This window comes from Bacillus sp. AG4(2022), assembly GCF_031844465.1.
In the GTDB taxonomy this organism is placed as follows: domain Bacteria; phylum Bacillota; class Bacilli; order Bacillales; family Cytobacillaceae; genus Bacillus_AB; species Bacillus_AB infantis.
The window spans coordinates 164,225-184,709 of the sequence record NZ_JAUZVH010000007.1; the positions used below are offsets into that span (position 1 = coordinate 164,225).

The window sequence follows — 20,485 nt, forward strand, 5'->3', positions numbered from 1 at the left end:
TTTATTCCGTAATACCGGCTTTCTAAAGCTGATAACTCCGAGACCTTTCGTCGTCAGGAAATAAGACAATTAACTTCCCCTCCTTCTTCTGCTCTTTTAAAATAAGTACCAGGAGGGATAATGAAATGATAATCCGTGAAGCAGTAAAAGAAGATTTGCCGGACATTCTTGATATTTATAATGAAGCAATCCGCACACTGACAGCAACTTTTGACCTCGAAGAACAAAGCCTGGAACATCGGACGGCCTGGTTCGAAAAATACGGCGGCAGATATCCCCTGACGGTTGCAGAGGAAGATGGCCAAATTGCAGGCTACTGCTCCATTGGACCATTCCGCGATAAACAGGCCTATGAGAAAACAGCAGAGCTTTCTGTATACATATCATCCCGCTTCAGAGGGAAAGGGATCGGGAAGGGTCTGGTAGAGGATATGCTCTCCCGCGCAGCCAGCCTGGACTACCATACCATCATCAGCGGCCTCACTGCCGGAAATGAGGCAAGCGTCAGGCTCCACGAAAGGCTCGGATTTCACTATATCGGCATATTTAAGGAAGTCGGCTTTAAATTCGGGGAATGGCAGGATGTCCTTTTTTATCAGTATTTCTTCAATAAATGACAAAGGCCGGCAATATGCCGGCTTTATAAAAAAACAAAAAATCGCCTAACTCATGGTTTAGACGATTTCATTTTATCTTACGCAGTTGATCGCAGTCTGCAATAGCTCGATATCCTTAACAATTTCTGACTTTAAGGCTTTGTCTTTACATCTGTTATATTCTTTTTTCATCCGTTGGATTTCCTCTAAAAAAATGTAGTATTCTATGCTGTTCATAATCGCCCTCTTACAATTTGATATTTACTACTCTTTACCCTTTTTACAAAAATGAAAACAACAAAATATGTCATTTTTTAGGTGACAGGCACCTATACCAGTTATAGACCACCTACAAAAAGCCCCAACACCAGTCATGCCGGGGCTTTCATTATAATTGATAAAAAATGCTGTGACTGAACAGCCTGCAGTTATTCCTGTCTGTTATAGTGAATCGTGTAAGTGAGTATATTGCCTTCCAGGCGGATGGCTACTTCCACAAGTCCGGAATGGGATATATAATTAGCGGAACTGCCGACTGATTCCTGTTTCTCCCATCCTGCCGGGCTGTTCTCTATAGCTTTTAAATAATCCGAAAGGCTGCGGCTCGAAGCCTCCTCCCACCGGTATTCTTCATAACCGGAGCTGACAGTGACCGGCGTCAGGCCAACCGGATACAATATCTCTCCATATCCATGGGTGACATAAAGGGGCTCCGGATGAATGTAAGGTTCGACGTCTTTGAACCGCAAGCTGGCAATAGCCTGAAATATTTCTGCATACTCAAATTTAGGATAATCAAAGGAGAAGTAAACCCAGTCTTCGCCATCGGGCTGGATGAAAAAATGATAGCGGAGAGCCGTATCCATCATCTTGACATGCTCAATGTACATTATGGTTTTATAAGGGAAATGCTCCAGTTCTTGCCTGACGTACATTGAGCGGGAAGATACGATGCTGTCCATGTCCTGGTCTGATATGTTTTTGCCAAAGCCCGCCTTGGTTTCCGTCCCCTCCGCTCCCCTTAAAAACTCAACTTCACCTTGCGATGTTTTCACTTTAATCCCCGGCAGGTCCCAAGTATAGGGGTGGCCACCCAGCATAATAAAAGAAGCATCTTTTGGCAGTTTTGACTCCTGCAGGGAAAGCAAAAGCAGAGCTCCGCAAACAATGAAAAGCAGGCATGCCGCCGCAATTGAGCCTGCCCTGAAAAAATTTGGCCCTATGTGACTGCCCTTCCTTGCAGAATGCATGATTCTCCTTTTCAATTGCTCGCTTTCATCTCTGCCAGGCACAAGCTCACGAAGAGCATTCCACTCGTGGTCATCATATTGACCTTTCAATTCCATCGCCTCCTTTCATCCGCTTTTCCTTCCTCAGCATTTGTATGGCGCGCGAAAGAGTTTTGCGTACCTTCGCTTCCGACCAGCCCAGGATTTCAGCGATTTCCTTCGAAGTACATTCCTCTACCTTGCTTAAAATAATGACAATCCTGTAGTTGGGCTTCAGCTCCTGGATCTGTTTCATCAGTTCTTTTGCTTCCTCCTTCAGCTCCACAATCTTCTGTACATCCAAACCAGATGGAATATAGCTTTCGGCTAATCTCCTGAGAAAAATCCCCCTCCTTTTCTGCCGGCGGATTTCATCGAGCACCTTATGCTTGGCGATGGCAAACAGCCAGGTTTTCACAGACGATTTCTCCTCGAATCTATCTATGGCCGACCAGGCTTTCAGAAAAGTATCGTGTACAATATCATCACATCCCTCTTTTGTTCCGAGCATAATCCAAACAAACCGGAACAGTTCTGTGCCGTATTGCTCATACCATTCAAGGATCAGCCTTTCCTTGTGATTCCCCACACACTCACCTGCTTTTCATATTCTATATACTTAGTCGCCTTTAAGACAAAACTGTGACACTTTAAAAAGAGAAAAATTGAAAAACCTTTTTTATCCTTGATATAAGGGTAAAATAATCAGGATATAGTGGATATCAGGCTTCCGGTATGATACCATTTACAAGTTAAAGAAAAGGAAGTGACTGAAGATGATAAAAATTGAAATTCCAAATCCGGATTTGACTCTGACTAAAAACAAGCATGCCGATGAACAGACCTCCTCCGTACTGAGCAATCTTTACGGCTTTACGGATTACCACCGAATCCCCCGTGATAAAGGAGGATTGATCCTGTTCCTTGATTCAAATGAGGACCTGATGTTTGTAGGAAAAGCCCGTAAACTGAGGCAGCGTGTGAAGAAGCATTTTGAAGACACTGTTTCACCGATCAAGGATGTCCGCCATGATGTATACAAAATTGCCTTGATTTATGTAGAAGACCCAATGGAGAGAGAAATTTATGAGACCTATATCATCAATACTCTCCAGGCCAAATATAATACAGATAAGGTTTTTTATAAATAACCTATGAAAGAAAAAACGAAGCATCGCTGCTTCGTTTTTTCTTATTTTCCCCAGTTCTTCAGATCATCTGTTGACATAATATTCAGCCAGGCGTCTTTTTCACTCTTATCTATTTCAGGGACCTTAATGGCATAGTGCAGGAACCAAATTTCCCCTCCCTCGCTTTCAATCCTGCCTGTTTCATACTGGTCAGGATGGACTGCATCGTCTGTCACCTCGAATTCGTAAAACAGATTCTTAGCATCTTCCGTTAAGATCTGAAAACGGAGATTTCCGGCTACAGACTTCTCAAGAGTAGCTTTAAATTGAGCAGCATAATCCTGTACACGAGCCCCATTCGGATTGCTGAAGCGCTGGACTGTGATCAGCTCAGACCAGTTGTCGACCGTTTCTCCCGCAAGGACATATTCTTTGAGCAGCCCGTTTTGAGAATCGGTAAATCCGAGCTGCCATTCCTTTCCGTTGGCGATAAAGCTTTCCTTCTCTGCCGCCTCTTCAGCATCCTTTTCCTCCCCTGCAGCATCCACTTCCTCTATTGCATTTTTTACAGGAGCTGCTGTCATTTTATCTGAAGCTGGCTCGCTTTCCGCTGCTCCGGAACAGGCAGCGCTCATCATGATCAGGCCAGTCAATACTAATACCAGTTTCATATGCTTCAATAAGACCCCCTCAATTTCTGTAAGAATATCTAAATTTTACCTGAGAGAATCCGAAACGGTCAATTTTCTTCAAGCGCTTGCCAAGACCATCCCGCAGAAGCAATCAGCAGCTGAGTGCGGCTGCACAAGGAATCACTCCATGTCACACTGACGAGCCGGATGAAAACGGCGGCGCTGCCTGCTGACTTACCATATTGGTTTTTAAAATCCGTTCTACCTTACTGCCGGACAGCCATTTTTGACTTTGCCTCCAGTCTCCTTTTATGCAAAATAGGCTCTGTATAGCCATTAGGCTGATTTCTCCCCTCAAAGATCAGCTCACAGGCCGCCTGGAATGCCACTGAAGTGCTGAAATCATCAGACATCCTCTTATAGCCCGGCTCATTCTCATTTTGTGCATCAACTATCTTCGCCATTTTCTTTAATGCATTCATGACCTGCTCTCTAGAAACAATTTTATGGTGGATCCAGTTGGCCAGATGCTGGCTTGATATCCTCAAAGTGGCACGGTCCTCCATCAGGCCGACATCATGAATATCCGGCACTTTTGAGCAGCCAATGCCCTGTTCCACCCAGCGGACCACATATCCAAGAATACCCTGGGCATTATTTTCGATTTCCACCTGGATTTCTTCAGATGACCAGGATCCGCAGGCTTCCACCGGTATTGACAGCATTTCATCTCTATACAGGGACGGGTTTTGACACTCTTTTTCCTGGATACCTTTTACATTAATCTGATGGTAATGCAATGCATGAAGGACGGCCGCTGACGGTGACGGCACCCAGGCAGTATTAGCCCCGGTCTTGAGCTGGGCACCCTTCTGCTCGAGCATCTCTTTCATTTTGTCAGGCATAGCCCACATGCCTTTGCCTATTTGAGCCTTGCCTGAAAAACCGGCTGACAGTCCTGTTGAAACATTGGATGTTTCGTATGCCTGCAGCCAATTGGACTTTTTCATTTCTCCTTTACGCTCCATCGGGCCCGCTTCCATGCTTGAATGGATTTCGTCCCCTGTCCGGTCAAGGAAGCCTGTATTGATGAACACGATGCGGTCTTTGACTTCTTTTATACAACTCTTTAAATTCAGTGAGGTTCTGCGCTCTTCATCCATCAGGCCGATCTTCAAGGTATTCCTATCAAGCCCGAGCAAATCCTCTGTTTTATCAAAAAGCTCCCCTGCAAACGCAACTTCCTCCGGCCCATGCATTTTAGGCTTAACGATATAAATAGACCCTTTCCTGGAGTTAGCCGGTTCCTCTGTGTTTAAAAGAGAATGCATCCCTGCCAGACTCGTAAAGACAGCATCAAGGATTCCTTCGTGCACTTCATTTCCTTCCTTATCCAGAACTGCCGGATTGGTCATCAGATGGCCGACATTGCGGACAAACAGAAGCGATCTGCCTGGCAGGGAAAAAAGATTGCCTTCAGGATCCCGATAGTGCCTGACACCGTTCAGTTTCCTAGATATGATCTTACCGCCCTTTGAGAAATCTGCGCTGAGCTCCCCTTTCATCAACCCTAGCCAATTCCTGTATACGAGCACCTTGTCCTCCGCATCAACAGCCGCAACTGAGTCCTCGCAATCCATGATCACTGTAACAGCTGCTTCCAAAAGAATATCTTTTATGCCTGCCGGATCACTTTTTCCAATATCAGATGCACGGTCAATCTGGATCTCAAAATGAAGTCCATGATGCTTCAGCAATACAGCCTCGGGATGATCCTTATCTCCCCTGTAACCGGCAAAAGCTTCCTGATCTTTTAATTTTGAGGATGACCCATCCTTCAAAGTAATGACCAAACTGCCTTCCTTCGCTGAATACCTGACAGCTTCCTTATGGGAGGCACCGTCAAGAGCGGCAGCCCGATCAAGAAATCCCTTTGCGAATTCAATTACTTTATTTCCGCGCACACGATTATACTCGATTGACCTTTCTGCTCCGCCTTCTTCACTGATCGCATCTGTCCCATATAAGGCGTCATACAAGCTCCCCCAGCGTGCATTGGCCGCATTGATGCTGTATCTGCTGTTATTGACCGGCACAACCAGCTGCGGACCTGCCTGCAGGGCAATCTCGTCATCCACATTTTCCGTGCGGATCTTGAATGCTCCCGGCTCCGGGAGCAGATAACCGAGATCGAGCAGGAACTGTTTATACGCCTCAAAGCTGAAGTCGTCGCGTTTTTCAGAATGGTAGCGGTCAAGCTCCCTTTGCAGCTCCTCCCTTTTGGCCAGCAGTCTTTTGTTCTCTGGTGTAAGCACTTCAATCAGCTTTTCAAAACCATTCCAGAATGCTTTTTCTTCCAGGCCGGTCCCGGGAAGCGCCTCCTTCTGTAAAAATTGATGCAGAGCCTCATCCACCTGCAAGCTTCCGATTTTCCGATAGTTTGCCATCCTTATCCTCCTTTGATTTATATTACACAACGCTGCTTCTCTAATCTGTTATAGTACAGAATAGCATAAAAAAAGAAGTCTTTACAATTATTTTTTTAAAATTAAAACTTTAATGAACAGAAATAAGACCGGCCCTATCCGGAACCGGTCATTCTTCTTCCTCTTCTTCATCTTCTTGTGCGGCTTCTTCTTTTACCTTATCAATTTTTTCGAATGCATTAGCAAGAAGAATGGCGGCGCTGATAATTTCGTCCAATATTTCGAGAAATTCGCCAAAGTCCACTTCGTTCTGCGAACATTCTCTGATCGCCCTCATAATATCTGTATAGAACCGCTTGTACTCCTTCTCATACCGGCTGTTGTCCATTTCCCTGATTGTTGTCCCGTCTATGCTGATGGCATGATAAATCAAGCTCGATAAAGTTTCAACAGCAGCCTCCAGCCGCTGCTCTTCCTTTTCCGATTCTCCGGGGAGATGATAAAAATAAACATCACATAAAGTTATATAGTAGCTTTCAATATTGGTATCCTGCTGTATATGCTTTAACTTGGCCATCGGCAGCCCTCCGCCTGTATGTTGCCCATCCTGCGGAATATTATCCCTTGCTTGAAAGGTTTCCCGGCATTAATGGCCTGCTGGAAGAACTCGCCTCCCAGGAGATGATCGTAGTACTGTCCCGGACTTGATGTGCCTTAATTACATCTAGCATTTCTTTCACACCCTGCCCATCTGAAGCATACTTCAATGCCGACATGATCTTTTCCGGGTTTTCATACGGCAATCCAGGGCATTCAAGGAGGCCATCGGTCGTAAGGAAGATGGTATTTATGCCTGCTCTGAGCTCCCTCCTTCCTGTTGTATAACAGGGAACAGACAAATCAAAAGCATTGGCCCTTCCTGTCCATTCAAAAAATTGCCGCTGGTTCAGCTGATGCTGCCCCATAGCCGCCAGTTCGGGGTGAAAGAGGAATAGCACACAATCACCGATAGACAGCCACCAAAGATACTGACCTTTCCGAAAAGCAAACAGGCAGGCCGTTTCTCCTTGTACCTTGCTGCATTCCAACCTGAACGCTTCAGAAGCCAGAAGGGCCAATATAAACTTTTCCACACCAGGTATTGCAGCATCAGCTGGAAGCATCAGTATTTCTAATATGTCTGCCTTTTTTGACTGAATATGCTGCAGAACCAGCTCTGCACTTTCTGCTGATTCATGGGCATCCAGTATTATGGCAAACTCCCATTCCCGATTTCCATCAGCCCAGACAAGGCAGCCATCCTCATTTTTATACTGGCCGGCCTCTGTATTTCCGCCAAACCGCCCTATCGTGATGTGGGCTTCCTGCCTGACATCTGGATCATCCAGGTAAGGTGCTTCCTTCCCGGTCCAGCAAATATCAATCATGTTTTTGCTCCTCGAGGTAAGACTTGATCCTGCGGCAGATTTCACTGACCTCCTCTTCATCTCCCATCGGAGCCTGCTCCCAGTCATACACACTCATCGGCCCCCAGTGTTTTTCCGGTGTGCCCGGGTAGCGCGGCACCAAATGCATATGCAGATGAGGAACGGCGTTACCTGATACAAGAGAATAAATATGCTCTGCTCCCTCGCTTTCCATTAAGGCCCGGCTAATCCTCGCCATAGATTTCCCAAAAGCCGATGCTTCCCCCATCGTTAAATCCGCCAGTGTCGGTGCATGCCTTTTCAAGTCAATCATCAAATGTCCAAGATAAACGGGCTTTCCGCCTCCGTCAATATGTCCAACATAAACAAACTCATCCTCATAGATTACACTTCCTGAAGTGTTGATTTTCCCCTGGTGCTTATTGCAAATAAAGCAATCACCCATACGATTTCCCTCCTTTGATAATTGGTATATTATAACTTCCGCTGGTTGTTGTCTATATTTTCTGATATTATAGCTTTTTTGATTGAAGGAGTGGATTCAGGCGTTAGAGCTGGCATCATCCCCTTTTTTTGGGGCTTAGTGGGCAGAAGTTCTTTTCAGAAGCACCGTCTATGACTCTTTTTCAGTTTAGAGGGCTCTAGTTTCTTGGACTAACACCCTCTAATTCTCTTTTTCCAATTTAGACGGTCCTAGTTCCCCCGACTAACACCCTCTAATTCTCTTTTTCCAATTTAGACGGTCCTAGTTCCCCCGACTAATACCCTCTATTTTTCTTTTTTCAATTTAGACGGTCTTAGTTCCCCCGACTAACACCCTCTGATTCTCTTTTTTCAATTTAGACGGTCTTAGTTCCCCCGACTAACACCCTCTGATTCCCTTTTTTCAATTTAGACGGTCTTAGTTCCCCTGACTAACACCCTCTGATTCTCTTTTTCCAATTTAGACGGTCCTAGTTCCCCCGACTAACACCCTCTGATTCCCTTTTTCCAATTTAGACGGTCCTAGTTCCCCCGACTAACACCCTCTAATTCTCTTTTTCCAATTTAGACGGTCCTAGTTCCCCCGACTAACACCCTCTGACTCTCTTTTTCCAATTTAGACGGTACTGCTTCCCCTCACTAACACCCTCTATTTCTCTTTTTCCGATTTAGACGGTCCTGGTTCCCCGCACTAGCACCCTCCAGCTTTGACCATTAAGATCTTAACTCATTCTTCTGCTAACTAAATAAGCCGGACAGAAAATGTCCGGCTTCCTCTTTTTTATGCTGATACATCCCTTTTATTGAACAGCCAGAAGGCAAGCGCATGGAAAATGGTGAAATACACAAGCAGGACGATGACCGAAAAGGTGAGCGTCATTCCTTCCACAGGTGGTACTCCGTCGAAATAAACAGTCAGATCCGTGTTGGCAAAAAGAATATATTTTGCCCAATCGAAAAGACCTGCCAGAATAAATGTTGCCGTCCCTCCTGTGAAAAGCAGAAACAGGGAAAGGCCGATGGCAAGTGAACTGTTGCGAAAAACCGCTGATATCATGAATGCCATCGTTGCGACAAGCAGCACATCAATACTTGCGAGCAGATAGGAAACTGCGAGATGTCCCGCTATGCCCCTTTCAACCACTTCTCCACCCGAATAGGCAAGATGAGGAATTTGTTCAGATGGAAGACCGAACAGAATCACACCGAGCAATGTGGCCAGCCCGTATATCAAAGCCAGCATGAAAAGCCCGAACAAAAAGACGGTTATGTATTTGGACAGCAGGATTTTCGATCTGCTGATTGGCCGGATCAGCAGGAGCTTGATTGTTCCCCATGAAAATTCAGAGGCGACGATGCCTGCAGCTACGATGATGGTAAAGAGGCCTGCAAAGGATATCAATGCCTGGGCTTTCTCTACGAAAGACCATACCGAATATCCGGTTTGGGGAGGGATATCATTCTCAACCTGGTATTCCTTGATGGCAATTTGCCGTTTATAGAACATATCCAGATTGGCGTTGAAATTTTCTTCCATCTCAGTTTTGTCAGTCTGGATGCTTTGTTCCATAGTCTGCTTCCAGTCAGCCTGCGGCTCCTCTCCGCCATTCTTTACTTGGTCATATTTCTCAAATCCGGCATAGACCATTGTAAAGAGTATAACAAGCCCGACCATAACAAGCGTACCTGTTCTGCGGAAAATTTTTATCCATTCATTCTTGATTAAACTACCCATGCTTGACACCCCCAGCCGTCACTTCAAGGAATCTGTCTTCCAATGTTTGCGAAGCCGCTCTCACCCCGTAGACCGCTATTCCGCGTTCAACAAGGCTTTCGACGATAACAGGCACTTCGTCTCTTGTGCAGCCCGCTGTAAAACCATCTGCTGTGCGGACAATGCCGAATTTGTCTTCTAAAAGAGACGATGCCTGGCTGAGATCGCCTGTTTCAAAAGCGTAAATCGACCCGGTCTGCACAAAATCATTTACCTGCTGCACTTCTGCCAGCCGGCCATCCTGGATGATGGCAATCCGGTCGCACATCATTTCCATTTCTGATAGCAAGTGGCTCGATACGATAACACTCATGCCTTTTTCCCTGGTGAGCATTTTCAGATGGTCCCTGATTTCCCTTATCCCGGCAGGATCCAGGCCGTTCGTCGGCTCATCCAGGATCAGGAGTTTCGGATCATGAAGCAGGCATTGCGCCAGTCCGAGCCGCTGCCGCATACCGAGCGAATAGGTGCGCACCTTGTCATGGATCCTATCCTGCAGACCGACCAGCCCAACTACTTCGTCAATCTTCTTTTTAGAGATATCTTTTTGCATCCGTGCATATTGCATAAGGTTCTGGTAGCCGGTCAGAAACTTGTACATTTCCGGGTTCTCCACAATTGCACCAATGTGGCTAACGGCACCGGCAAAGTCCTTGCGGATGCTTTTCCCGCAGACAACCACGTCACCTTCTGTAATCCCGATCAGGCCGACAATCATCCTGATCGTCGTCGTTTTACCGGCGCCATTGGGGCCGAGAAAGCCGAATACCTCTCCTTCGTTTACAGAAAAACTGAGTCCTTTGATGATTTCTTTTCCTTTGATCACTTTTTTTACATTGTCCAGCTTCAAAATGGGATCCAAAACTGTGCCTCCTATCATTCTCGTTCTAACCATAATACGGAAGAGGCTGGAAAAAGGTTCATTTTTTTAGCAGTTTTTAATATTTCCTCTCTTTTTCACCATTTGGATTGTTTGATAGACTAAGCAAACTGGCTTTCCCAGACAGGCATTCAATGCTTGCTGGCTTAAAAGCTGCCCCAGTCTTTATATGACTATTTTAGGGAAACTGTTAATATATTCGTCAAATTAAGCTAATTGTATTGTTTCTTTTGACAAAAAATTATAATATTTTTAATATACATACAAAAATGCGGTGAAATAAATGGAAATAACCAGGCACTTGTTTTTCAATTTGGCGTTGATTATCATTCTTCTTTTTTTCTCATTGGTTTGGTCAGAGAGAAGGCAAAGAATCTCTTTTTCCCGCGTGTCGTCCCTTATATGGCTATCACTGATGCTTTGGATGAGCCTGCAGTTTTCTTTTAAATCCTCGTCCGACTTCCAATTTGACCTGAGGCTCATCCCGGTTTTGATCGGCGGCTTGTATGCCGGCCTTGGCCCTTGGCTCAGCGTGATTGCCATTGTCTTCCGCTCGTTCTTTGGACTTGGTACCGGTTTCTGGCTCAATGTTCTTTTGTATGTGCCGCTCGGATTTTTACTGTGGCGCATTTATCCTAGATTCAAAATACAGCCTCCCCCAAAAAGGATTGCCTTTTCGGTCCTCTTGACTGTTATTTTAAGTGTAGTGACAGTCATTGCCATGGAGATATGGTCTTCACCTGAAAGCAGGCTTGATGCCTGGGCCGCTCATCTGGCGGTCCCAACTGTCGGGGTCGCAATGATTTCCTATATCATTGAATATGTCAGAAAGGATCTTGAGCTCAAGAAGAAACTGATAAAAACTGAAAAGCTGGAAGCTGTTGAGCAGATGGGTGCCGCGATTTCACATGAAATCCGCAACCCTTTGACAGCTGCGGCAGGCTTTGTACAGCTATTGATCGAGCACCCTCAGCCCCTTGAAAAAAGAAGGGAGTATCTGCATATCGTTAAAGGCGAGCTTGAATCAGCAGAAAGGGTTATAAAAGATTATTTAACTTTCACAAAACCTTCCCTCGACTATATAGAGGAAATTAACGTAAAAAAAGAAATCACGCAGGTAATCAACATTCTGACACCACTCGCTAATCAGAATTCTGTCAGGATTACAGCCAATTTTGCCATCCTTGGTTCCATTGAAGGAGACCGGCAGAAATTCCACCAGTCGATTCTCAATGTCCTGAAAAATGCCATTGAAGCGATGCCTAAAGGCGGCGACCTCCTTGTCGAGACCAATTATACGAAAAGCCATATTTCAATATCGGTCAAGGATACCGGCGTCGGTATGACTCCTGAACAGCTGCAGAAGCTCGGCGAGCCTTATTATTCTACGAAAGGCTCAAAAGGGACCGGCCTGGGGATGATGGTTGTATTCAGCATCGTCAAAGCTATGAAGGGAACAATCAAAGTCGAGAGCAAAGTCGGGGCAGGCACCACCTTTTACTTTTCTTTCCCTGTTTTCAGCCCTTCTGCCAAAAATGAAAGATTTTAGAGGAGAAGCAGATTCTTCTCCTCCTTTTGTATTCCCTTCTTAGAATTTCTCCCCATAGACTTCAATATGGAGTCTCCGGATATGCGCTTCAAGGAGATCCCTTCCAGCAGGAAATATATCAATCCATTTCAGTCTGAAATACAATGATTTATAAAACATCATCAAATTGGTCCTGAGATGATAATAGGCGTTTCCATCACTTTTGCTTTTTCTGGTGTCCTCCTCGTATAGAGACAGCTCATTCAATTTATTGGCCAAGGTGTTTTCATTTGATTTTTCAAAGATAGCCGTGAGCGGGAAAACGAGCCGTTCGGGTTCATCATCAGTATAAACGCCGTCGTTCCTTGATACACAATGAAAAATCACATCCATCCCCTGTAAGAGCAGCTGCTCGCTGCAGGAGATAACCGGGTGGCGGACGAGCTCATTTAAGAGGTCTGCTGCATGAGCCATGCTGTGTGCCCAGCCCTTTTCTTGCACATACCCCCGAAGGTCTTTTTCTTTCTTCATATATTCCAATGTTTTTCCATATGTATACTGAACTGTTTGATCGGAAAGAAATCTCTCTGCAGCATCTTTTTGAATAACCAATGCCAGCACCAGGGAAGAAAAACTGCGGGTAAACACGCTGTCATCTCCCTCTGCCCCGAGATGGTAAAATAAATGACTGACATCCTGGCAGACGGCAAGGATTTTTTCAAGCATTATATGTGAAAAGCTGCCTTCTCCAATAAGCCGGGCAAAGCTGGAGTAAATCAGATGATCCCGCAGATATGGATCAGCTGATCCAATTTCTTCAAGCATAGCTTTTGCCAAATTCATTAGTTCCGATTCTGTTAGTGCAGCATCATATAATTCTTCTAATCTCTCCTTAAGCTTATACGATTTCTCCGGCGCATTTTCTTTGAAAGCCATACTTCTTCCCCCCTCAATTTTTCATAACAGTAAAGATTCGACTCCAGGCCTTCCGCTTCCTGCTGATAAGCATGAAAAAGCAGCGCCGGCATTCAGCGCTGCTTTCTTTTCATTTTCTTTGTGCGTACATCATATTCTTTACTTCTACAATTTTGAATTTCCTCTCAAGATTTGTAAGCTGCGGAATCAGGTCTGTGATGCAGTCTGCATAAAATTCAGTGCTGATGAATTGGTCCTCACGGTTTTTATATACAATTTTATATCGGTTCATGCAGCTTCCTCCTGTTGTATGGGTTGTACTATTCTGTTCCCGTTTTTCTGCATGATTGAAACCATTAATCTTCAACCTGGATAATCTGGTCACGGTCAGCCTTCTTCAATGTATAAAGCCTGTAGGCATGGCTGATGATGACCTTGATGATTGCATAGGCAGGAACAGCGACGATCATCCCGATCAGACCAGCAAGATTGCCCGCAACCAACAGGATCAGGATAATGGTAAGCGGATGGACATCCAGCTTTCTCCCCATGATGAGCGGAGAAGATACATTTCCGTCTATTTGCTGGACCACTATCACCACGAGAATGACTTTCAGCGCCATAAAAGGCGACATAGTAAACCCTACGATGACTGCAGGGACGAGGGCAAGAAATGGCCCCAGGAAGGGAATGACATTTGTTAACATGGCCACAATAGCCAGAATAAGAGAATAATTGATTCCAATAATCAGATAGCCGATATACATCATGACACCCACAATGAAGCTGACGATTGCCTGGCCCTGTATATAGGAGCTGAGGGCTTCATCCATATCCTTTAGTATTTTCCTTGTCTCTGCAGCCTGGAAATACGGCAAATATCTGACCATGCCCTTTGAAGCCCCTTCGCTGTCCTTCAGGAGATAAAAGACAATGAAAGGCACTGTTACAATTACGGTTACAACACTCGTGACGATGCTGAACACACCCGTCAGGCGGGAGCTTAAATCCGAGAAGTTTGATTTGAAATATGAACTCATCTGTTCTGTAATATAGTCGAAGGTAATATAATCGTTTTCCTGGAAACGGGAAAACCATGCGCTGTTCTGAAGCTCATCCGCTTTGTTTCTAAGCCCCTCTATATATTGCGGGTAATTGTCCATCAGCTCTTTGAACTGGCGCTGCAGCTCGGGCCCCACAAAGTACACAAGTGCGGCTGTCCCTCCAATGACGATAAGGTAGATCAAGAGGATGGAAACAACCTTAGGAACCTTTTTCCTATTAAGGAAATAAACGATCGGGCGCAGCAGATAATAAATAACCCCCGATATCAGAAAAGGCATAAATAAAGTTTCAAAGAATATTTCAATCGGTGTAAAAATAAAATCGATTTTCGTTGCGAGGAAGATAATAACCATCACTATAATAATTCCATAGCCGATTTTAAACCATTTAGAGCCTGGCAAAGTATCACATCACTTTCATTATGTATAAAAGACTTATACCCTCTCTTTCATTTCATCATTCATCCGTACTTTAACTTCTGACCATTCATTAAATAAAGCCAGATTCTTTTAAGTAATTTATACATCTACCCTTTTCTCCATCAAATATGCAGCCTGTGTCTCAAAAGCCACGCCCATTATCAGTGATACATGATAACCTAGAGCCATGTATAAACAACATAAACGAGATTGGTTAATTAAAATAAGAAAAGCCAGAAAGCTGACCCAGGAGACCGTGGCTACAAAGGCGTTCATCGACAGGGCTTATTATGCACAAATTGAAAGCGGGGTGAGGAATCCCAGTGAGGAAATCAGGCAAAAGATTGCCCAGATCCTGAACTTCCACTCTTCTGCCTTTAATGCGGATGATGAAAGTCCTTTCCGTTATGCACTGGAGGCTGCACCCATGATCATCGCTCATTGTGACATGGATTTAAAATATACATGGATTTTCAATTACCATCCCTTATTCCCGCCTGAATCTCTCATAGGGAAACGGGACGATGAGCTTGGCCTTGGGATAGGGGGACAAATGTATGCACAAATGAAAAGAACTGTCATAGAAAAACAGATTTCGATCCGAAAAACAGTCTCCTTTTCACTTCCGGACAATTATCTTTATACATATATGATCTTTGCCCACCCACTCTTTGACAGCACAAAACAAATCATAGGTGCTGCCACCATACTAACAGAGCTGTCCAAAATAACACTGACAGAAGACACTGATGCACCATCCGGATAATTTCTGTACACAAAAAGGGCGAACCAGGACGGTTCACCCTTTTCTAATCATTCTTCCTCAAGGCTCTCAATGGCCTGCTTTACATTTGCAAAGGTCGGTACAGAGGTAAGATCGATTCCTTCTGTAACAGCCTGCTGCGCAAGATCCGGCCGGACCCCTGAAGCGATTGTATTCACCCCTACTAGACGGAGCACACTCCGGATATCAAATACATACTTTGCGATTTGGGCGTCTATATTGACAATGCCGGAAAAGTCCATGATCAGGCATTCTATCTGCAGTTTTTTAATTTCCGGCACCACTTTTTCCATAATCAGCTTGGCCCGGTCATAATCAATTGAGCCAATCAGCGGAAGAACGGCAATGCCATCTTGTATCGGAACAACAGGTGCAGTCAGTTCATTGACCTCATCCCGTGCTTTTTCCAAAAGTAATCCGGAAAATCGTTCAAAAGCAAATACAGTTTCATTGATGCTGATATCCAGAATCAAATTTACCTTTTTTATCAGAAGTACAACTTCGTCCATGCCTAAATCAAATTCTTTTCCTATCCTGGTCACTTTGTCGATAAACACTTGCCTGGAATCAGGATAGCGCATTACAATGTCCGAGATGCGGCCGCCTTTCTTTGCCTGCCGTTCTCCATTTTCCTTACTCCAATCCAGCAAGCCTTCAGGCATCTTCTCAGTTTCGGACACAATGGACTCCCCAATAAACTTCATAAAAGATTCATAAGTCTTTTTGGCATTCTGAATTTCTTCCTTTGGCACCTCAAAGTCAAATTCCTGAACGATGCTATCCACCAATTCATCTGCCAGTGATTGTGCATAGGTCTTGAAATATGAAGAAATTTTGTCAAATGGCTTCATGTGTCGATTCCTCCTAGTTACGATGTCTCTATTATATCGCATTATAAAGCACGGGACATCATTCAGAGATAATTAGTTAATGCAGGACCTGCAGAAATGTATCCCAATAAGCTTTAACAACAGGTTTTTCAAAAAATCCCCTGTATTGTGGGAAAAGCTTCCCAACGTTTCTTCCCAGGAAAACCAGGGAATGATAGAAGTAATTCTATTAATCTACTGGAGGAGAATATTCATGAATAATCAATTGATTGGCGGCTATGATTCGATCGAGGAGCTTACGGAAGCACTCTCTTCAGCTAAGGACAACGGCTATAACAGCAGAAAGCTGGTAATCGTTTCAAAGGACGGATCCAATATTGAAGCACTTGCTGAAACATACGGGGCCATTGCCAAAATCATCGGCTCACAGGAACTCGGAAACCAGCGCTTTCTGGATTCCGCTAAAGCCTTGTTTTTAGGTGCAGATCCGGGAACCAGCTCAGGTATCCACTCAAACGATGAGTACGCGAGCTATGGTGCAGCTGATAAAGATGCAGAAGAGTTTGCGCAGAGGGTATTTGACGGGCAATATGTCCTGTTTGTTGATAACACCATTGAAGAAGATGAACTGCTTCGCCCTTCCCATGAAGGGAACCAGCTTGGAGATACTCCAGGAGATGAACCATCTGCCAGAAGGGAAGAATATTGATCGGAAATCCCGGCGTTTGCCGGGATTTCATTTTTTATTGGATCCCCGTACGATAGGACAATTCACAACTCTGCTTCCAAAGAAAAAAGCCCCCTGTTTCCAAAGGGAGCTCCCCGTTCCTTAAATGACCAGCTCACGTCTTTCAAGATAGCGGTCAAGTTTTCGTTTAACGCGCTGGAGGGCGTTGTCGATTGATTTGACGTGAGTATCCAGTTCCTCAGAGATCTCAATATAAGAGTGGCCGGCAACGTATAGATCGAGAACCTTCCGTTCCAGATCGCTCAGCTTCTCGGCTATTTTCTCTTCGATGTCTGCAGTGTTCTCCTGGTTCACAATCAGAATGGCCGGATCTGTAACCATGGTTCCCGGGAGGATATCCATGAGTGTGTGCTTGGATTCATCTTCATATATCGGCTTGTCCAGTGAAATATAGGAATTAAGCGGCATTTGCTTCTGGCGGGTGGCCGTTTTTACAGCGGTGATGATCTGCCTTGTAATGCACAGCTCAGCAAACACTTTGAATGAAGCAAGCTTGTCCTCCTTGAAATCACGGATGGCTTTATATAGCCCGATCATGCCTTCCTGAAAAAGATCATCTTTGTCTCCGCCGATCAAAAAGAATTTGCTCGCCTTCGCCCTGACAAAGTGCCTGTATTTTTTCATAAGATATTCAGATGCCATACCATCCCCATTTTGAAAAAGGACCACCAGTGTTTCGTCTTCATAGTTTGAATAGTCTTCTATCAGTTTTACTGCGATGCTTGCACTCACTCATATCCCTCCATCTATCATTCTGAGTCTGAAGTTTGACTGACAATACCATTATTGTTTTTTCTAAAAAGTCCGTCTATTAACTTATTTCTATCTTAAACCATTTTCCGCCTAAAAGATATGAACAAATAGCGAGCTTTCTTTACAAACTATGACACTCAGTGAAGCACAGGCAGAAGATTGGACGTCTATTGCTGTGGATTTAAGCTGGGTGCATGGGATGCTGTCGAAAATTTTTATGTATACAGCATTAAATGTGCATCACCATCTTGTCTTTCACTTTCGCCGCACCGCCAATTTCCAGTCTTTCAATTTCCCCTGAATCATCTGCGGCTGATAGATTTGCCTTTATGATAGAGGGCAGCCTCATTGTTTCTCCCTGGTGAAAAAAATGCGGGCCGGCTGCAATTTTTTGATGATGATAAAGATAGCCGCATAGAGCGCCGCTGGCAGTTCCTGTCGCACTTTCCTCTGGTATGCCGGCTGCAGGAGCAAGATTGCGGCAGACTGCCGCAGGACTGCCTTTTTCATTGAAAGCAAACAGATGATACCCTATTGCCTGATACTTTCTGCTGATCTCAGCCACCCGCACGAAATCAGGCCGGATCGATTCCAGAACATCACGGGAACGGATAGGGACCATAATGTCCGGAAGTCCGGCAGAAACAATCTGGACCGGAAGACCTTCAGCAAGATCATCAAGGCTGATTCCCAAGGAAACTGCAGCCTCTTCTGGAGGAAGAGCTGTTCCCATTTTCGGAAGAGGCTGTTCAAGGAAGATCTCTCCCGTGTCACTCGCTCTTGCTTTAAGAAGGCCTGCATGACATTCAAATGTGTGCTCTCCAGGGGGAATCCTGCCTTCCTTGACAAGCAGATGGAAGGAGGCGACAGTAGCGTGTCCGCAAAGGTCGACTTCGTTCTCCGGTGTAAAGTACCTCAAGGATATTTCACCTGCTCTTGAACGGCTGATAAATGCCGTTTCAGAAAATCCCGCCATTGAGGCAACTTTCTGCATCTGGACGGTGCTCAGGCCATCTGTGTCGAGAACCACTCCTGCCGGGTTTCCTCCCTTATTGTCCCTGCAGAATGCATGTACTATATAGACGTTTACTTTCATATAAAAGTTTCCTTCCTTTCCATTATAAAAGCCGCTTCCTGTGAAGAAAGCGGCCTTTTTTCTGTTATGCCTGCTGCAGATCCCCTACGAATTGGTATATGAAATGCTGCGGGTTGAGTTTTTCGCCGGTTGCTTTTTCTATCTTTTCATTCCAGTGGAGGGCCGCTCCCGGCTTGAAAAATTCTTCTAGCAGATAGCTTCCTGCTTCTTTAGAAAGAATATCACCCTTCAGATTTTTCTTGATATGCTGTTCCAGCTGTGAGGTTGTAAGTTCTCCCAACAGATAATTTTGATAGTATACAGGCACAAGGGTAAAGTGGATCTTAGCTGCCCAGTGCGGGATATCCTGATTTTCCGGCGGATTCAGGAATTGGACCTCTTTGACGATTTTCCACCAGAGACGGTTCAGATCCTGGTCCGGATTTTCATATAGTTCTTTTTCAAACAGCGAAAAAGTGATGAACCAGCGGGCTGAAATGAGCATCTGCCTTCTGAGCGCCAATTTCAGCTCGCCAGCCAGTTCTTTTAATTCCTGCTCATTAATGCCGAGGAATTTCCCCAGCCACTCCGGATTCCGGCCCATCCGTCCGTAAAGCATCGCAATCGCTTCAGTCGTCAATGTATGTGCCGGTGCTCTGAGAAGGAAAGGAAGATCCCGGTCAATATATTTGAAATATACGGCATGCCCGAACTCATGCAGCATGGTGGTCGACCAGTAGTCACTGCTGCTGTTGTTGCACAGGACCCTAACGTCCCCTCCCCTGTCAATATCTGTACAGAATGCATGCTGATTTTTCTTTTCCCGCGGGTATAAATCGCTGTTTTCCAGCATATCCCCTATCTCCATTCCCATGGAAGCAAATGTAGCAGCTGTCAGCTCCTCCAGATTCTTCCCTTCATAGTAAGAATCCAAGTTCAGTGCTTTAGAAGGAGGCGCTTCCTGAAAGAATGGATCCGCATAATGCCAAGGCCTGATTTCATCTATTGATATGGAAAGGCGTTCTGCAATTTCCTCATCCATTTCCCGCTTCAGCTGATGGAATGGTTCATCCGAAATTTTCTTCAGCTCATCGAAGATAGCAAAAATAACGTCCCTGTCCAGCTCCTGGAGTTCAAAGCTCATTTCATAAAAATTTCTGTAGCCAAGCTTCATGGCTGTTTCGTTCCTTAATTTCACAAGGTCAATTAGCTTCTTTTCAACTTTGCTGCCAATTGTCTTGCTTGCATGCCAGGCCCTCTCACGCAGCTCGTTATCCTTGCTATCTGTAAGGATTTTCCTGATATCATTTTCCGACACTTCCCTTCCATCCAGAACGGCTCTGTATGTATTGAAGACACCTACTAACTCTGAGCTTCTTTCAGAAAGTTCCTTAAGTACATCTGCGTCAAGCTGATTTTTTACCATGCTGTTCTTCAGCAGCTGCAGCTGCCTTTGTTCAAGCTGGTTTAGTTCCCCGCTTTCGAGGAATTCCTTTACCTCTTGAAATCTTTCAGAATCTGATAAGTAGAGGATGACCTCCGTCTGTGCCTCAGCTGTCTTCCTGTTCCATTCATCTTCTCCAGTTGTAGAAGCTTTCCATGAAGCTTCAGCGCGCTTTTTCTGGAGCTTTTGCAAGGCTTCGTTTTGCTTTTGTAAAAACTGTTCTGCTGTCATGCTTTTTCCTCCTCTGGTTTTCGGACTTATTATATATTCTTGGCATGACAGCAAAAACCCTGTTTCTCTGCGTAAAA

The 20,485-nt window shown here is 44.9% G+C and carries 21 protein-coding genes; 5 read left to right on the forward strand and 16 right to left on the reverse strand.

Features of this window, described 5'->3' with window-relative positions; all coding sequences use genetic code 11:
• The first annotated feature begins 125 nt into the window (after positions 1 to 125).
• Positions 126 to 617 carry a GNAT family N-acetyltransferase gene (locus Q9R36_RS19150; protein WP_009793226.1) on the forward strand — a complete coding sequence of 164 codons (492 nt, stop codon included), beginning with the start codon at positions 126 to 128 and terminating at the stop codon, positions 615 to 617.
• A gap of 407 nt (positions 618 to 1,024) precedes the next feature.
• Here the strand turns inward: Q9R36_RS19150 and Q9R36_RS19155 are convergent, their stop codons facing one another.
• Positions 1,025 to 1,936, reverse strand: a complete 912-nt coding sequence (locus Q9R36_RS19155; protein ID WP_311225731.1) for a hypothetical protein — start codon at positions 1,934 to 1,936, stop codon at positions 1,025 to 1,027.
• Positions 1,920 to 2,453 carry an RNA polymerase sigma factor gene (locus Q9R36_RS19160; protein ID WP_311225732.1) on the reverse strand — a complete coding sequence of 178 codons (534 nt, stop codon included), beginning with the start codon at positions 2,451 to 2,453 and terminating at the stop codon, positions 1,920 to 1,922. Before Q9R36_RS19160 ends, Q9R36_RS19155 begins: the two co-directional genes overlap by 17 nt.
• Positions 2,454 to 2,640: 187 nt before the next feature.
• Here Q9R36_RS19160 and Q9R36_RS19165 point away from each other — a divergent pair, with 187 nt between their 5' ends.
• The gene (locus Q9R36_RS19165) at positions 2,641 to 3,015 is read left to right on the forward strand and encodes a nucleotide excision repair endonuclease (protein ID WP_009793222.1); all 375 of its coding nucleotides are present in this window, start codon (positions 2,641 to 2,643) and stop codon (positions 3,013 to 3,015) included.
• Positions 3,016 to 3,056: 41 nt separating this feature from the next.
• On the opposite strand, the gene Q9R36_RS19170 is transcribed toward Q9R36_RS19165, so the two are convergent.
• From Q9R36_RS19170 to Q9R36_RS19200, 7 genes are all read right to left on the reverse strand, one after another.
• The gene (locus Q9R36_RS19170) at positions 3,057 to 3,674 is read right to left on the reverse strand and encodes a hypothetical protein (protein ID WP_311225733.1); all 618 of its coding nucleotides are present in this window, start codon (positions 3,672 to 3,674) and stop codon (positions 3,057 to 3,059) included.
• A gap of 218 nt (positions 3,675 to 3,892) precedes the next feature.
• Positions 3,893 to 6,073: a malate synthase G gene (locus Q9R36_RS19175; protein WP_311225734.1), complete on the reverse strand. Its 2,181-nt coding sequence runs from the start codon at positions 6,071 to 6,073 to the stop codon at positions 3,893 to 3,895.
• Positions 6,074 to 6,221: 148 nt separating this feature from the next.
• Positions 6,222 to 6,629: a hypothetical protein gene (locus Q9R36_RS19180; protein WP_009793219.1), complete on the reverse strand. Its 408-nt coding sequence runs from the start codon at positions 6,627 to 6,629 to the stop codon at positions 6,222 to 6,224.
• Positions 6,630 to 6,669: 40 nt separating this feature from the next.
• The gene (locus tag Q9R36_RS19185) at positions 6,670 to 7,479 is read right to left on the reverse strand and encodes a PP2C family serine/threonine-protein phosphatase (protein ID WP_306009250.1); all 810 of its coding nucleotides are present in this window, start codon (positions 7,477 to 7,479) and stop codon (positions 6,670 to 6,672) included.
• Positions 7,472 to 7,924 carry an HIT family protein gene (locus tag Q9R36_RS19190; RefSeq protein ID WP_148949266.1) on the reverse strand — a complete coding sequence of 151 codons (453 nt, stop codon included), beginning with the start codon at positions 7,922 to 7,924 and terminating at the stop codon, positions 7,472 to 7,474. The genes Q9R36_RS19185 and Q9R36_RS19190 overlap by 8 nt, the downstream gene beginning before the upstream one ends.
• A gap of 819 nt (positions 7,925 to 8,743) precedes the next feature.
• Positions 8,744 to 9,697 (reverse strand): ABC transporter permease, encoded by a 954-nt coding sequence (locus tag Q9R36_RS19195; RefSeq protein ID WP_311225735.1) that lies wholly within the window; start codon positions 9,695 to 9,697, stop codon positions 8,744 to 8,746.
• Positions 9,690 to 10,598: an ABC transporter ATP-binding protein gene (locus Q9R36_RS19200; RefSeq protein WP_311225736.1), complete on the reverse strand. Its 909-nt coding sequence runs from the start codon at positions 10,596 to 10,598 to the stop codon at positions 9,690 to 9,692. The genes Q9R36_RS19195 and Q9R36_RS19200 overlap by 8 nt, the downstream gene beginning before the upstream one ends.
• A 433-nt stretch (positions 10,599 to 11,031) precedes the next feature.
• Between Q9R36_RS19200 and Q9R36_RS19205 the strand changes: the two genes are divergently transcribed.
• The gene (locus Q9R36_RS19205) at positions 11,032 to 12,165 is read left to right on the forward strand and encodes a sensor histidine kinase (protein WP_009793213.1); all 1,134 of its coding nucleotides are present in this window, start codon (positions 11,032 to 11,034) and stop codon (positions 12,163 to 12,165) included.
• Positions 12,166 to 12,204: 39 nt separating this feature from the next.
• Here the strand turns inward: Q9R36_RS19205 and Q9R36_RS19210 are convergent, their stop codons facing one another.
• The 3 genes from Q9R36_RS19210 to Q9R36_RS19220 form a co-directional block, all read right to left on the reverse strand.
• Positions 12,205 to 13,080, reverse strand: a complete 876-nt coding sequence (locus Q9R36_RS19210) for a DUF2785 domain-containing protein (protein ID WP_311225737.1) — start codon at positions 13,078 to 13,080, stop codon at positions 12,205 to 12,207.
• Positions 13,081 to 13,189: 109 nt separating this feature from the next.
• Positions 13,190 to 13,351: a hypothetical protein gene (locus Q9R36_RS19215; RefSeq protein ID WP_022544023.1), complete on the reverse strand. Its 162-nt coding sequence runs from the start codon at positions 13,349 to 13,351 to the stop codon at positions 13,190 to 13,192.
• A gap of 64 nt (positions 13,352 to 13,415) precedes the next feature.
• On the reverse strand, positions 13,416 to 14,477 hold the full coding sequence (locus Q9R36_RS19220) for an AI-2E family transporter (protein ID WP_311225780.1): 1,062 nt from the start codon (positions 14,475 to 14,477) through the stop codon (positions 13,416 to 13,418).
• A gap of 253 nt (positions 14,478 to 14,730) precedes the next feature.
• Between Q9R36_RS19220 and Q9R36_RS19225 the strand changes: the two genes are divergently transcribed.
• Positions 14,731 to 15,309, forward strand: a complete 579-nt coding sequence (locus Q9R36_RS19225) for a helix-turn-helix domain-containing protein (RefSeq protein WP_009793208.1) — start codon at positions 14,731 to 14,733, stop codon at positions 15,307 to 15,309.
• A gap of 47 nt (positions 15,310 to 15,356) precedes the next feature.
• On the opposite strand, the gene Q9R36_RS19230 is transcribed toward Q9R36_RS19225, so the two are convergent.
• Positions 15,357 to 16,178 carry an STAS domain-containing protein gene (locus Q9R36_RS19230; RefSeq protein ID WP_094768899.1) on the reverse strand — a complete coding sequence of 274 codons (822 nt, stop codon included), beginning with the start codon at positions 16,176 to 16,178 and terminating at the stop codon, positions 15,357 to 15,359.
• 232 nt (positions 16,179 to 16,410) lie between these two features.
• Between Q9R36_RS19230 and Q9R36_RS19235 the strand changes: the two genes are divergently transcribed.
• Positions 16,411 to 16,866, forward strand: a complete 456-nt coding sequence (locus Q9R36_RS19235; protein ID WP_170939538.1) for a YflT domain-containing protein — start codon at positions 16,411 to 16,413, stop codon at positions 16,864 to 16,866.
• 120 nt (positions 16,867 to 16,986) lie between these two features.
• Here the strand turns inward: Q9R36_RS19235 and sigH are convergent, their stop codons facing one another.
• The 3 genes from sigH to Q9R36_RS19250 form a co-directional block, all read right to left on the reverse strand.
• Positions 16,987 to 17,637, reverse strand: coding sequence for an RNA polymerase sporulation sigma factor SigH (gene sigH / locus Q9R36_RS19240; RefSeq protein WP_009793205.1), 651 nt, complete (start codon positions 17,635 to 17,637; stop codon positions 16,987 to 16,989).
• A 250-nt stretch (positions 17,638 to 17,887) separates the two neighbouring features.
• A complete protein-coding gene (locus Q9R36_RS19245) occupies positions 17,888 to 18,754 on the reverse strand; it encodes a PhzF family phenazine biosynthesis protein (RefSeq protein ID WP_094768901.1) in 867 nt (288 codons plus the stop codon).
• 64 nt (positions 18,755 to 18,818) lie between these two features.
• Positions 18,819 to 20,408, reverse strand: coding sequence for a M2 family metallopeptidase (locus Q9R36_RS19250; RefSeq protein ID WP_311225738.1), 1,590 nt, complete (start codon positions 20,406 to 20,408; stop codon positions 18,819 to 18,821).
• Positions 20,409 to 20,485: the final 77 nt, after the last annotated feature.

What these genes read in the sequence shown, in the direction of transcription:
- Q9R36_RS19150 (WP_009793226.1), top strand. Translation starts at nt 126, where the DNA reads ATGATAATCCGTGAAGCAGTAAAAGAAGATTTGCCGGACATTCTTGAT.
- Q9R36_RS19185 (WP_306009250.1), bottom strand. Translation starts at nt 7,479, where the DNA reads ATGATTGATATTTGCTGGACCGGGAAGGAAGCACCTTACCTGGATGAT.
- Q9R36_RS19230 (WP_094768899.1), bottom strand. Translation starts at nt 16,178, where the DNA reads ATGAAGCCATTTGACAAAATTTCTTCATATTTCAAGACCTATGCACAA.
- Q9R36_RS19225 (WP_009793208.1), top strand. Translation starts at nt 14,731, where the DNA reads ATGTATAAACAACATAAACGAGATTGGTTAATTAAAATAAGAAAAGCC.
- Q9R36_RS19215 (WP_022544023.1), bottom strand. Translation starts at nt 13,351, where the DNA reads ATGAACCGATATAAAATTGTATATAAAAACCGTGAGGACCAATTCATC.
- Q9R36_RS19235 (WP_170939538.1), top strand. Translation starts at nt 16,411, where the DNA reads ATGAATAATCAATTGATTGGCGGCTATGATTCGATCGAGGAGCTTACG.
- Q9R36_RS19245 (WP_094768901.1), bottom strand. Translation starts at nt 18,754, where the DNA reads ATGAAAGTAAACGTCTATATAGTACATGCATTCTGCAGGGACAATAAG.
- Q9R36_RS19175 (WP_311225734.1), bottom strand. Translation starts at nt 6,073, where the DNA reads ATGGCAAACTATCGGAAAATCGGAAGCTTGCAGGTGGATGAGGCTCTG.
- Q9R36_RS19195 (WP_311225735.1), bottom strand. Translation starts at nt 9,697, where the DNA reads ATGGGTAGTTTAATCAAGAATGAATGGATAAAAATTTTCCGCAGAACA.
- Q9R36_RS19220 (WP_311225780.1), bottom strand. Translation starts at nt 14,477, where the DNA reads ATGGTTATTATCTTCCTCGCAACGAAAATCGATTTTATTTTTACACCG.
- Q9R36_RS19250 (WP_311225738.1), bottom strand. Translation starts at nt 20,408, where the DNA reads ATGACAGCAGAACAGTTTTTACAAAAGCAAAACGAAGCCTTGCAAAAG.
- Q9R36_RS19205 (WP_009793213.1), top strand. Translation starts at nt 11,032, where the DNA reads ATGCTTTGGATGAGCCTGCAGTTTTCTTTTAAATCCTCGTCCGACTTC.
- Q9R36_RS19210 (WP_311225737.1), bottom strand. Translation starts at nt 13,080, where the DNA reads ATGGCTTTCAAAGAAAATGCGCCGGAGAAATCGTATAAGCTTAAGGAG.
- Q9R36_RS19165 (WP_009793222.1), top strand. Translation starts at nt 2,641, where the DNA reads ATGATAAAAATTGAAATTCCAAATCCGGATTTGACTCTGACTAAAAAC.
- Q9R36_RS19190 (WP_148949266.1), bottom strand. Translation starts at nt 7,924, where the DNA reads ATGGGTGATTGCTTTATTTGCAATAAGCACCAGGGGAAAATCAACACT.
- Q9R36_RS19180 (WP_009793219.1), bottom strand. Translation starts at nt 6,629, where the DNA reads ATGGCCAAGTTAAAGCATATACAGCAGGATACCAATATTGAAAGCTAC.